Origin of the sequence: Phormidium sp. CCY1219, from assembly GCF_035615515.1 — a bacterium.
GTDB lineage: Bacteria > Cyanobacteriota > Cyanobacteriia > Cyanobacteriales > Laspinemataceae > CCY1219.
The window spans coordinates 26,894-39,922 of record NZ_JAJENT010000635.1; the positions used below are offsets into that span (position 1 = coordinate 26,894).

Annotated in this window: 10 protein-coding genes; all 10 read right to left on the reverse strand. The window is 50.0% G+C overall.

What is annotated here, in order from left to right; translation table 11 throughout:
• Positions 1-85: 85 nt before the first annotated feature.
• The 10 genes from LKK83_RS18155 to LKK83_RS18200 all read right to left on the reverse strand — a co-directional run bounded on the left by LKK83_RS18155 (position 86) and on the right by LKK83_RS18200 (position 12,427).
• Positions 86-859: a tryptophan-rich sensory protein gene (locus tag LKK83_RS18155; protein WP_324632680.1), complete on the reverse strand. Its 774-nt coding sequence runs from the start codon at positions 857-859 to the stop codon at positions 86-88.
• 310 nt (positions 860-1,169) lie between these two features.
• Positions 1,170-2,375, reverse strand: coding sequence for a CRISPR-associated endoribonuclease Cas6 (gene cas6, locus LKK83_RS18160; protein ID WP_324632681.1), 1,206 nt, complete (start codon positions 2,373-2,375; stop codon positions 1,170-1,172).
• Between the two features lie 317 nt (positions 2,376-2,692).
• Positions 2,693-6,262 carry an AAA-like domain-containing protein gene (locus tag LKK83_RS18165; protein ID WP_324632682.1) on the reverse strand — a complete coding sequence of 1,190 codons (3,570 nt, stop codon included), beginning with the start codon at positions 6,260-6,262 and terminating at the stop codon, positions 2,693-2,695.
• A 119-nt stretch (positions 6,263-6,381) separates the two neighbouring features.
• Positions 6,382-6,903, reverse strand: coding sequence for a hypothetical protein (locus LKK83_RS18170; protein WP_324632683.1), 522 nt, complete (start codon positions 6,901-6,903; stop codon positions 6,382-6,384).
• A gap of 97 nt (positions 6,904-7,000) precedes the next feature.
• On the reverse strand, positions 7,001-8,887 hold the full coding sequence (locus LKK83_RS18175; RefSeq protein ID WP_324632684.1) for an AAA-like domain-containing protein: 1,887 nt from the start codon (positions 8,885-8,887) through the stop codon (positions 7,001-7,003).
• 390 nt (positions 8,888-9,277) lie between these two features.
• On the reverse strand, positions 9,278-9,886 hold the full coding sequence (locus tag LKK83_RS18180) for a hypothetical protein (RefSeq protein ID WP_324632685.1): 609 nt from the start codon (positions 9,884-9,886) through the stop codon (positions 9,278-9,280).
• A 252-nt stretch (positions 9,887-10,138) separates the two neighbouring features.
• Positions 10,139-10,561: a hypothetical protein gene (locus tag LKK83_RS18185; protein ID WP_324632686.1), complete on the reverse strand. Its 423-nt coding sequence runs from the start codon at positions 10,559-10,561 to the stop codon at positions 10,139-10,141.
• A 184-nt stretch (positions 10,562-10,745) separates the two neighbouring features.
• A complete protein-coding gene (locus LKK83_RS18190; RefSeq protein WP_324632687.1) occupies positions 10,746-11,102 on the reverse strand; it encodes a hypothetical protein in 357 nt (118 codons plus the stop codon).
• 271 nt (positions 11,103-11,373) lie between these two features.
• Positions 11,374-11,796: a hypothetical protein gene (locus tag LKK83_RS18195; RefSeq protein ID WP_324632688.1), complete on the reverse strand. Its 423-nt coding sequence runs from the start codon at positions 11,794-11,796 to the stop codon at positions 11,374-11,376.
• Positions 11,797-12,175: 379 nt separating this feature from the next.
• Positions 12,176-12,427, reverse strand: a complete 252-nt coding sequence (locus LKK83_RS18200) for a hypothetical protein (protein WP_324632689.1) — start codon at positions 12,425-12,427, stop codon at positions 12,176-12,178.
• Between the last annotated feature and the right edge of the window lie 602 nt (positions 12,428-13,029).

Sequence of the window (13,029 nt, forward strand, 5' to 3'; positions counted from 1 at the left end):
GGAGCGAGGGTTGTGCGAGTGCTTGTTACCGCCCCCTGGGAGCGAGGGCAGGTTTGAAACCGGGGGGATTTGCCGCCGGCACAGTTTATCTTCCCTGTATGCGAACCACGAGTAAGGCAACTAAGGCGATCGCCAGTCCCCCAGCAGTCCAAGCGATAACCGGATACTCAGCTTGGCGCACCGCGATCGCGATATACGCCCAAACGAACACCAAATTAAACGCAATATCGGTGCGTTGCCAGGTCACAAATGCGGCGATCGCTGCTGCGATCGCCAACATTATCGCCGTCCAAATCACCGGCGTGATGAAGCCACCATTCCAGCCCAAAGCATAAAGCGCACTGGCAATATTAACAATCGTTGCCACGCTAATCCAAGCCAAATAAATGCTCAAAGGAATATTAACAAACCACTTATCCGAACGAGACACTCGCGTTAAGCCAATATCCAAACGCAGATAAGTGCCGATGAGGGCAAGCAAAATGCACAGCATGGCCAAAACCGACCAGGAAAAAAGCAGGTATTCAAACAAAAACACCCAGATAATTTGAGCCACACTCGCTACCACTAACAGGTAGCCCATAGGACGCAAGCGAGGATTATCCCGTTGTGTCGGTAAAACTTGGTAAATGCCGAAGCTAATTAATCCCAGATAAATAATCCCCCAAATGGCAAAGGCATAGTTAGCGGGAATAATCAGCACATTTTGAAAATATTGGTTAGAAATTTCGCCAATCGTCAACCCATTAAAGGGGGAAATATTGGCGAGAATATTCGTGCCAAATGCGGCCAAAATTGCGATTAAAGTGGCCACCGAACGAAAGAGGTCGGAGGTCGAGCGTTCAGAGACCTGTGTCATGGCAATAGCTCCGTGGGTTTTTTGTTATTTTAGGCGATCGCACCTCCTAAAGCACTCATCCTTAAAGCAGAGTTTTACCATGCCCCTTCCGTATAGGATTGGATTTGGGGGAATCACGCGGGCGGTGCGTGACCCCCGGATGTAAGTGCGGTAAAATAGCACAATTGGCGGGCGGGGGTCACGCACCCTACGGTGGATTTGGGGGAATGACGCGGGCGGTGCGTGACCCCCGGATGTAAGTGCGGTAAAATGGCACAATTGGCGGGCGGGGGTCACGCACCCTACGGTGGGGATGAATCAAGCGGATAATTTAGTGCGATCGCAGTGCTCGGCGCGCTAACTTGGCGTAGGTCTTCACCGTTTGGTAGGGCATATTCAGGTCAGCGGCGATCGCCTGTAAGGATTCGCCTAACTCGCGACGGGCGAGAATGGTAGCCCAGGTTTCGGAAATTTCGCGAGCGCGATCGCCTCCCTTGCGCTTGCGCTGACTCATAAACAGTTCCGTCAATTCCGCCATTCGTTCCGCCAAAAGACTTTGCATCGAAGGCACGCTGGGGGCAGACTCACAAGACCAACCCAAGCGAGTTTGACCCAAACCGAACGTGGTCTTATGTCCGGTACCACAATAGGGGGCCAAGCGTCCCAACGCATAGAACAACTGTTCGTATTCCGGCACTTCCCCCGCTTGACGGGATAAACCAAACTCAACCGCCCCGGTAAATCCCGTCACCATGCCTTTTTTCCCGGCGGCGACTTTCATCGACTCTAACTGATGGCGGTGGATCAGCACTGACTCTTCCACCCACTGCAAAAACTTCTCCTGGTCTACATTCATCCCCGAGAAATCGTTCCAGCGACGCAGATAACTGTGAAATACATTCGTCGGTACTGGGAGGGGGAAGTGATGCTTCTTGCGGCGAAAACTGGTGGGCGTGACAAAACTCAATCGCATCGTCGGCGGATTTGGGGGGGCGGAATCCCACAGCGTGCTATATTTAACCGGATCCAAAGCAATTTCACAAGCGCGAATCGACAGCGGCGCATTTCGCAAGTCAATTTCCTCGGGCAACTGACGCACCCACTCCCGGAAAAACTGCACCACCGGTTTCGAGAGTGCGGTCACGTACCACCGATAGGTTTGGCCCACTTGCAGTTGAAAATCCTTGCCAGAAGAGACCAATTCCCCTTCTAACCCCGAAATCGTAAAGGGTTTTTCCGATTGTCCGTCATGCAAATAAGCGGACAATTTTGGGTCAGCTTGGCGCACTTGGTCTAAAAACCAAGCGTGCAACCCAATGCTGTATTGCGCGTAAAGATAATCCGCCGCCCGGGGGGTGAGTTCAAACACTAAACCCAGCAATTCCGTATCCGCCGTCCAGTTCAAATGAGAACCAGAAGAATAGGCGGCAGAACCTCGGCTTAAATCTACTGTGCCTGGGGCATAAAGTTGAGTAATGTTTTCCCTGACCTGGGACTTATTGGCTGTATTAATTGGAGACAGTTGTAAGTTTGACATGATGACAGCTTCCTTGATTATTAGGGTTCGACAATTGAGTGGCGATCGCAGCAAAAATACCTCATACAGTATTGAAGTATTACCCATAGTTTTCCAGCCATAAAAACCTATTATTGGTTATTTTTGACTGGTATTTTTATCCCGAAATCGCCAGAATAGCGGGCTGTTTGTTCCTCCAGTTGGCTCTTCTGTACTTGTAATCTCTTGCGAGTCTTTTATCGTGCTGACTTCGCTTAAATTTGATGTTTGCATCCCCTTTTATTATACCTCATATTTTTGCAATCTACCATCAATGGAAGGAAAATTTATCAAAAACATTAATCAGAGCGGCACACGGTCAATTCCGAGCGAACTTGTCGATGAGTTGCCAAATAATCCGAGAGCCAATTGCAGCCGCGATCGAGCAGGGAACTCAATCCTTCCAACTCCCACCAAGTCACCGCATTATCCGTGCCAACCGTGACGATTTGTTCTCCATTGGAGAGAAACGTCATGCTCAGCACATCGGTTTCATCCGCCTGAAACTTGGCGAGAACTTGCTTTGATAGGGAACCGGATAACACAAAAAGCGTTACCGTACCATCGGTGCCGGCAGTGGCCAACAAATTGCCATCGGGACTAAAACTCATACTATTGATCCAGCGAGTATCGCTATTGAATTTATCTAGTTCTTCACCGGACAAATTCCACAAGCGAATTTTGCCATCTTCGGCGGCGATCGCGAGGCGCTTTCCGTCCGGACTAAAACTCACACTGGTGACTTCCCCGTAAGGAAAAGGGAGTTTCCGAACCTGGTTATTTGATAAATTCCACACTTGCAACAGACCCGGCCCATTGGCGATCGCGATCCGCTCGCCATCGGAGCTAAAACTAATACTTTTCACTTCATTTCCCATACTCTTAAATTCCGGTTCTAGGGAATTGCCGAACAAATCCCAAAGACGAACCATGCCATCTTCCCCCGCAGTGGCGAGGCGCTGCCCGTCGGAACTAAAACTCATGCTAACGATGCGACCCTCATGGGCGGTAAAAGAGGGACTTTGCGCCGTACCGGACAAGTTCCAAATTCTAAGCTGGCCCTCGGGTTGTGCGGTAGCAAAATGTTCGCCATCGGGACTAAAAATAATCCGCCAAAACTGCGGTTTGGAATCTGACGAGGGCGCGGACAAAGACTCGACTGCTGGCGTTGAATCCGAGGACAAAAGTTCGGCTTCTGGGGTAAAGGTAACGCGATCGCCTTGAGTGCGATACAGGTGAAAAGGCGGGTTTGCATTCCCCGATAAATCCCACAATCGCACCGTACCATCCACGCCCCCAGTCACCAAGCGCTCGCCATCCGGACTAAAACTCATGCTATTGACGCGATCGTGGCGATCGCCTTTAAACTGTTCGAGCAATTCCCCGTCGAGATTCCACAATCGCACCGTTCCATCAAATCCCACCAACGCCAGATACTCGCCATTCGGACTAAACGTCATGCTATTAATCGCACTTTGAGCCGTATTAAATTCCGAGATTTCTTCTCCCGAAAGATTCCAAACCCGCACCGTACCATCGAAGGCGGCGGTAGCAAATAAATTCCCCGTGGGACTAAAGCTCATGCGATTCACCGATGGGTGAGCTTCGGGACTATCGCTGACGCTATCCATTGCGGTGGGGGTGCTGGTAAATTGCGCGATCGCTTTGCCCTCCAAGTTCCATACTTTCACCGTGCCTTCTTCCGCCGCCGTGGCAAAATGTTTCCCGTCCGGACTCAAACTGATACTATTAATATTACCTTGAATATTGTTAAACGCATTCAGTTGCTTTCCTTGCAAATTCCAAACGCGCACCGTGCCATTTTCCGACACCGTAGCGAGGCGGTTAGCATCTTGGCTAAACACCGCACTGGCGATCGGATTGGCATCTGCTTGAAAGCTAGCGATCGCGGTTCCGGAACGGTTCCACAGACGCACCGTACCATCTTCTCCCGCCGTCGCGATCCGCTCTCCATCTTTACTCCAAGTGACGCTATCGATCGCACTTTCATGGGCCGCAATCGTAGCCAAAGGAGTGCCGGAACGGTTCCACAGACGCACCGTACCATCTTCTCCCGCCGTGGCCAATCGTTCCCCATCGGGACTAAAACTGACACTTCGCACCGCACCTTGATGGCCTTTTAATTGATTTTTTTCGTGGATTTCATGGAGAATAGTTTGCAAGGCATAAAGCGGACCGATCGTGGGATACTTGGGTAAGGGGCGATCGGCATTTACCAACTGGTTTAAATCTTGTCCCGCCTGCATCGCCAGGAGCAACGCTTCCAGTTCTACCCCTTCCGATGCAAACCATTTTAAGGCATTCGCTCCTTGGCGTTCGATGAGGGTTCCTTGTTGGGCTTCCGTGAGGGCAATTTTGCCTTTAAATAAGGCGATTGCTGCCACGGCAAAAAATACCGTCATCACCGCATAGGCGCGCTTGAGCATGCGCTTGGCTTTTTGTTGCGCTTGGGTTAAAATTTGATTGGCTTCCCGTTGCTTTTGATTGGCTTCGGATAAAATATGCAGGGCTTTCTTTTCGGCATCTAGGGCTTTTTGGACTTCGCGTTTTTCGAGTTCTTGACTGGCGGCTAAAAACTGATAGTCGCGATCGCTCAAACTTTTGTCAGCCGCCCAAAGGCGGGCATCGCGCAAGGCTTTTCCGCGCAACAGTCGCGATTCATCGCGATATTCCGACGCCACCCACGCCGATAAAGCTTCGGCATAGGGGCGCAAATCATCTAACGCTCTATCCACCCAGTTTAAATCAAATACTGCCGCATAGATGGGGTTGTAAATCATTAACTGACCACCTTGCTTGCAGGTTAATCCGGAAAGCTGCAATTCGATTTGTTCCGGACTGTTATCGGCGCGGATGCCGTGGGGAGACTGTAAAATTTGCTGATACAGACCTAAGAGGCGACTGGCCCGCTTTTCATTTCGCAGCAAGCGATCGCGCAGGGTTTTTAAATGCGGCGGTTCATCTTGCGATTCCCAGTTTTCAATCGCCCGCGATCGCACCAGGGAGGCGATGAAATTGGCCGGATTTTCAATAGCGATCGGGCCATTTGCTCGGGTCGATTGACCCTCTCCATTCACCACTAACTTGCAGAGTTTTTGGGTGAGGAAAGGTTGGCCGTTCGTCCAGTGTAAAATTTCTTGCAGCAGGTCTTGCGGGTTGGTGCAAACTTGCGCCAATCCTTCAGCTAAAGGTTGTGCTTCGTGCAGTTGAAAGCCATTAAGTTGAATCGATCGCCCGATATTAAACGGCGTGCGGCTTTTGTCTTGGATTAATTCCGTGGGAGTCGCCACACCGAGGAGGACGAAGGTGAGGCGTTTGTAGTCGGGATTGTGGGCGCGTTTGTTGTAGCAAGCGCGGATAGAGGCGAAAAAATCGTCAATCGGGAAATTTAAGCCGAGGACGCTATCGATTTCGTCGATAAAAATGACAATATTTTCGCGGATGCGTTGCAGCAGGACTTGTTCGATAAATTCGCTCAAGCGCTGGGCGGGAGAGAGTTCGTCGCGATCGCGCAACCAGGTTCTAAATTCCCGGCGATCGAACAAACCAAAATAGCTGGAGATGGTGTGGATAGCCCCGGCATACCATTGCATCGAGGTCACGTCTTTATTGCCGATCGCGGATAAATCGATCGCCGCGCAGGCAATTCCTTCCGCTTGCAACTGTTGCATGGTTCTCAGTTGCAAGCTGGATTTTCCCATCTGCCGGGATGTGAGAACGTAACAAAATTCTCCCGCCTTCAGACTGGCATAGAGTTCTCGATCCGCTTGACGCACCACATAGGTGGGGGCATCTGGCGGGAGACTTCCTCCGACTTGATAGTATGCTGAAGTATGATTGGCAATCATTCAGTCACTCCGAAGCTACTCGATCGGGCGATCTTCCTCAACGCTGGGTTCCGAACTCTCGGATAAGTCATCTTTCCGAACCATCGGGTCGGCAATCGGGAACATCAGATGATTTTTTATTACTGTAACTCAAAGTCCACATCCGTAATATCGCTAGCACGACTACAGTTGACCAATCTTTCGCTGGGTCGCGTTCTAAACGGAACCAGGGTTCCCGCACGTTCGTGAAAAACGCTGAGTAAATACCGACCCGGACGCATCAAAGAAAAGGCATAATTCGGTTGAGTGGGGTCGTTGCTAAATGCCTGAAATTTGGCTAAGGCATTTTCGGTATTCGGGTCGATGACCACCACGTAAATCGACCGCGATCGCTGTCGTTCGATGCCATAGATTCTTCCGGAAATCGAACAAGCATCTTTCACCTGTTTCGTGCCGGCATTCCATCCCGGGGACAAGCGCTTTTTACCCAACTCGAGGGCAAACGCCGGTTGACAACTCGGGGAGGATTGTCGCTGTAGGTCAGACAGATTTAGCGCCGAGGAGGGGTCATCTGCATTCCCACACTTACGGGGCGAATTGCGATAGTTTTCCGACTTCACCGGATTGGCTAAAAACAGAGGAATAACCAGGGCTACCATCATTATAAATCGTGGTAGAGTATTGAGAATCATGGAATCCGATCGGCTCCTAGCTGATAACTTGCACGTCTACTGAGTAGAGCACCATTCATCCGCTCAACTACCCCTCGAGTCGATTTCGGAAATACTGACGATATAAATCGCAGCGCTCTACGACCTCATTCCCTTGGAACTTCACTAACCCCATGCTGTGCAATTTAAACGCTTGTTCTGAAGGCAATCGCACCGGAACCGAGGTGGCAACTACCTCTTTCATGGCGCTTGCCAATTGCGGATGCTGTTCTAAATTCCACAAATGACGTCGCAGATGATCGTTATAAAGTCCCGCTTCCGTGGGGGCAGTTTTTAACAGTCCTTCGAGGGTGATGTCCTGACGAGCAATATGATAAAGAGCGAGGCGCACCAAAAAAGGATGTCCGCCGACCATTTGCATCAAAGATTCGACTGCTTTGGCATTCCAATTCAAGCCATAGCGCCGAGCTAAATCCAGCACCAGGTTGGGGGTAAATTCCGTTAATTCAATCGGCAGCCCCACGTTAAACGGGGATTGATTGATGTTCATCGGAATGTACACTTCGGTGGAATGCACCACAACTAATCGCAGTTTTTTCCAAATCTCGCGCCGCTTGGATTCTTCGTGCCACGCGCGCAACAAGCCAAAAAAGTCATCGGCAATTTCGGGATGTTGGAAGACGCGATCGACTTCATCGAGGCACAAGGCTAAGGGAGTGTCGATTTCTTTGAGCAGATATTCTTCAAAATACGCTTTGCAGTTGACGTTACTGCCGAGAAAATCATCCCAATATTCGGGCAGTTGATTCGGCAGTTTGAGCTGTTGACCGACGTAGGCGCAAAGCCATTTCAGAAATTTATCTAAGGTGGCAAAAACGCCTTTATCGGCTAAGTGAAAGCTGAGATGAACGGGACGATATCCATGTTGGGAGGCGTGATTGAGAATGCGCGCCATCAACGAGGTTTTGCCCATTTGTCGCGGTGCTTTGATTCGAATCAGGGCACCGGGTTGGACGATCGTCTCAAAACAGCGTTGTTCGATGGGCGGACGTTCGACATAAAAGGGAGAACCCAAGTCTACTTGTCCTTCGGGCAATTCTGGCCCTGCAAAGGGTAAAGGTCGGCCATCGGTGCTTTCCCAGGTTGGGGTTAAAGCGGATAAGGCGGCAGATTCGGCCTCGCTTTCGGTATCGGTTCCCTCGGTTTGCAGCAGGTGCAGGATGTCTCGCACGATCGCAGGCGTGTCAGCCGGCGATTGCCACAGGCGTTGCGGCACTCCTTGGAGCAATACGCTCAGATCGTAGTTTATGGGCGCATTTAAGGGAAAATTTACCCGCACTGCGATCGTCTGCGGTTTGCCGTCTTGGCGCGACTGGCGCAACTCTCTGGCGAGGCGCACTTGCTCGATGAGCAAATCGCTAAATGCCGCTTGCTCGGACAACAACAGTAACAGCCGATCGCACTCCTCGAACAGGGTTTTCAGCCGTTGCAGGCCGTTTTCTCCCGCTCTGAGGACATCTTGTGCGACAGTCACTTCGTGTCCCACCGCGCTCATGCCTTCTTTTAAAGGTTCCACGAGTCGCAGATCCGGTTTGCGATCGCCATATACGATCGCCACTTTCTGAGGGATAACCTCCGATCGGGTGGCCACCGAGGGTGCGATCGCCACGGAGACTCCGATTAACTCAGCTTGTGGCTCGCTTTCTCTGGATTCCCTAGGGACAGACTCGGAAACCACCACCGATGAGGCTCTGCTCTCCGGCGATTGGCGATCGAGAAATGCTCTCAATTCGCTCTCTTTGCCTCGGGTTTCCCCTTCGATGCCAAATTTCTTATAAACTTGACCCATGCGTTTGAGGCAAGCGCCGCGAGAAGTATCCTCTATTTGGGCGATTTCGTCATAGTCTTTATCCTCTGCAAACCGTAGCAAAAATACTCTCTCCTGATCGGGAGAAAGTTGATGCTGATGAGCCATCTGAGTTAAAAACTCGCGCGATAACACCTGTCTACTGCCCCTTGACGATACAATTACAGAGACTCTGTTAAACTCCGGATGTTCCCGCTTTAAAGAGGCAACCCCGGTAGAATCTCCTGATTACTACGATATCTTACTTTTGCCACTTTCGGTATCCGGAGATAATCCTCCTAAATGCCGCAGTGGGTTTTGCAATTGTCGCGTTTTACAGAGGATTTAGAGTGTATCTGAGGGACGCAGGCGAGGCTTCTGCCTCGGTTTAGGATGTATGGAGCCGATCGCAGCTCTAAGGCTGCATTCTACTATGGAAATACAGAGAAAAAGCCGGGAGAAACCCCCGGCAGGCATGGTGTGTGTGAAAAACTTGCTTCATTAATGACACGATCTCGCTTACCGGACATCCAAAATCAACGTCTGTCTCAAGCTGCCATTGCCACTAATTTCGTGGGTTATGGTATTCCTTTCCCCCACTAATTCTAACCGCACTGTTGAACTGGCTGGACTATAATATCCGCGAATTTCTACCCGGTTTTCCCCCGACTCCAGATAGGGGGCGAGATTGATAAACGCACTGTTTCCCCTCACCGTTTTTACGGGAATTCCATCTACGGTTATCTCTGCGCTAATATAAGTCCGCGCCTCTCCACTAATTTCTAAATCGAGATAGGCAGACTTTACAGTGACGGCAGTGGTTCCTTCACTGCGCGATAACAACGAGTTCGTTTCTACCGAACGCCCCCGATGTCTTTCCCACCGATCTAACTGGGGAAACTCCATCTCCCAATGAGGAAATAAATTGCCCCAACGATTGAAGGAATTCCCATACGAGTTGCGGCGAAACTCCTGGCGATCGCGATAGTAGTCTAGCCTAAATCCGCGATTGGATTCCATAAATATTCCGCGATCGTCCATCTGAATCGACATCTGCGCGATCGCCTGCGTCGCCCCGAGCAGTAAGGCGGCACAAGACGTGGCTACAGCCAACAGTTTAATCTTCATTTTGTCTTTCATCAAATACAACACTGGATTTATCGATACATACACCATTCTATCCCTTTCTTACCGTGAATTATTGACCCTCAGCCCGGGGCTTGTGCGGACAAACCACGGGCTGCATTTAAAACAATAGCGCCCTCTACTGCCGAAAGACTAGGGGAAAATAAAAGAAAAATCCTCCTGTTATTTTTCCTCGGTTATTTCTCCTAGCGTCAAGAAGTTGACATCCCCTCAGTCAATGAGCGCAGTGATAGGTTATTCAACTAAACGTAGTTTTTCTCGATACCGCAGAGCCGGATTGTTAATCGAGTCAATGCGATCGGCGGGATTATCCACATCAATTTGTGGATTGACGCGAATCTGAATCGGATAAGAATTCCGCAATTGCGAGTGACCGTTTTTCCGGATAGTTTGGCGCACCGTGCGGTTTTGTACCGCGCGATTAGGACCGACATGAATTTGTGCCCCAGTGGTCACGGTGGAACTGCCGCTACAAGCTCCTTGCGATTCCATTTGGACGTCATTATTTCGCCGCGCCGGTCCGGCACCACTAATCGAAACTTGAATCCCTTGATCCAGTTGCACGCATTGTGCCGAAACCGGAATGGTGGAAATCGGTGCAAAATTAAACAAGGCAGAAATCGCGCAGCAAGAGGCTGCAAGTATTGAGGTTTTCATGGTATCCTCCCGATGGGTTTTGTGGTGTTGGCATTGTCCCGAAACTGGGGATAAATTCGGCAGGAGGAAAATTTATCCGCTTCGCAAATCTCGCGGATTTCTTGGATTTTCCCAAGAATTCCGCCCGAGACTGGGTTTCAGAGACGATGGGTGGAAATAAGCTTTCCCCCCCATTTCCGCTACCTTAGTAGCGGTTGCTTCGTTGGGTATTTTGTTGAATAATCCGCTGATTATTGCTAGAATAATTTGGCAGTTGAGTCGGGGTGCGGACAATTCCTTGTTGGGTAAATCGGCGGGAACTCCCAGCAGCAGCAGAAGATGGTGTGCTGTTGGTCCTTCGCCCTTGGTTGATGTAAATGACTTTGATGGTTTGATCCACCCGATTATCGTTGCCATTAATAATGGCTTCTTGGCTGATTGGCTGCACCACGCGCCGATTGTTTGCGCTACTGCGACCAAATTCTGCATCGGCAGGCAAAGCAACCAGCCCTAGGGTTGCCGTGGCACTCAGCAGACTCAAAATGCCTGTGGTTTTTAGCATGGTTGATGACCATTAACGAACGGTTAAAATGGAGTCGATTTGACGGGGAGGGAAAAGCACGGTAAAGTTAAATCAGGGTCAGTTAAACCCGAGTGGCGCAGGGGGAGTTTTGGCCTCCCACCTTACCTGAGTGCCTGTCATATGGCGTCCGAACTCGGGAATTGCAAACCGCCAGAATGCTGTGCGATCGCCCGATTTTTCTTCGGTGTTTTTCCCTCCACTCCCGAGAAACCGAGGGCAATTCGGTTCTCGGGTTTAGGAGGCGATCTCTTTAGTGCTTTTTGCGATAGTTGGGTTTCTTTTGATAGCGCGGCGCATGGCGAGGGGAATAACGAGGCGTGCTGGTTTCTACCGTGGTTTGACGGTTGTTTTGCCGCACGTGATTGTGACGACCATACACATCAGCGTCTTGGGTTTGTTCTTGCACGATTCCTTGGTTGCCAAATCCGCCAGAGGTGCGATCGATATGGGTTTGGCGGGAGTTTTGTTGCACGTTATTTCCACTGCCCGTAACCACGGCGCGTTGTTGGCTGTTTTGAATCACCGCACTATCACCAGTGACTCGGTATCCGTTCGCTTCGGCGGGTAGAGAAATCATTCCCACTGTGGCAATGGTTAACAAACTGAGCAAGCCATTCACTTTAGACATTTTGACAGTTTTGGCGATGGTTTTGTAGGCGTTAAGCTTTTGCATGATTGTTTCTTCTTGTTGTAAAGGTCAGTAATGTTTGCATCAACAAACCGAATTGGTTTTGGCTGCTCCCTGATTGACTCTGTAATCCTCTGTTAACTCTATTAAAGAGGCTCTTTTCTTTTTTGTCAAGGGAAACGGCAAAAAAATTTTTTTCCTACTGCGTTGTCAAGCTTTAGCAGCAAAAACCTTGCTAAACAAGGAATACAGCCGCCAAAACCTGCCTAAATGTAGCGACAAACACCAAAAATTGCCCAAAAAAAAAAATAAAAGTTTTTTTTATTTTCTCAATAAAAAAACGGAGTCTGAATGACAAAGTATGAAATAGGCCCCACTTTTCCGAGTCAGACTCGCTATTTATGAGTCAAAGCCGAGGAAAAGGTCATGCTTTGACGGTCTCTTGGAGGAAATGCTCGGGCAATACCTCCTTAAATAAAGGAGAAGGCGATCGCCAGCCTCGGTAAAACAGAGCCTTACCCTCTTTATCCTCCACAATTGGGGATGGAATCGCAAAAGTCAGGGAATTTCTGCCGTCCGCATCCGACCGATGCCTCTCTACCGGTTCGCCACCTAGAATGTTCGCCGAAATATTGTGGATTGGCAATTCGCAATATTCTGGCCAAAATGAATGCATATAAAAGGTAGGGACTTGCTGTGTCTTCATCCCTCGGGAGTCCGGAGATAGATTTGAGACAATTGGCATTGCATCCGCAGTGGGTTGGAATTCTCCTCATGCCATCCTGTTGTGCGAAACCCCGGTGGGCGTAAAAATACTGAGAGCTATGCCCCGCGATTGGGGAGAATACAGTATAATTGCGGTCGTCGCGCCTCTGCTTCACCGACTCTTTTCTCTCTCCTCCGTGCGCGTGGGACTCGCGCAAATCGATCCGACCTAGGAAGACTTGCCTTTTGTGCACAGGTCGAGATTCCGCGAACCGTTTCATCTCATTTGGAGGGGAGAGGAGATTCTCCCATAGGCGAGATTGATGCCGGGACTCATTCCCTACCCGATTGCTTGCTGCAGCGATCGCATTCGTTTTGACTCGGCTAGGGTTGCTCAACCATCTCCCCCCTTTCCCCTCAAATTTGCCCCCCGAAGTAAATTTTTGTAAAAAAAAAGGGGGTTTCCCCCTTTGCAATGTTATCTTGAACTTACTAGGTGCGAATCGTTCCCGCCAAAGTTGAAGTTGAAATACTGAAAACGTAAGCGGGGCAAGGAATCTAAGGCTTAAAGCC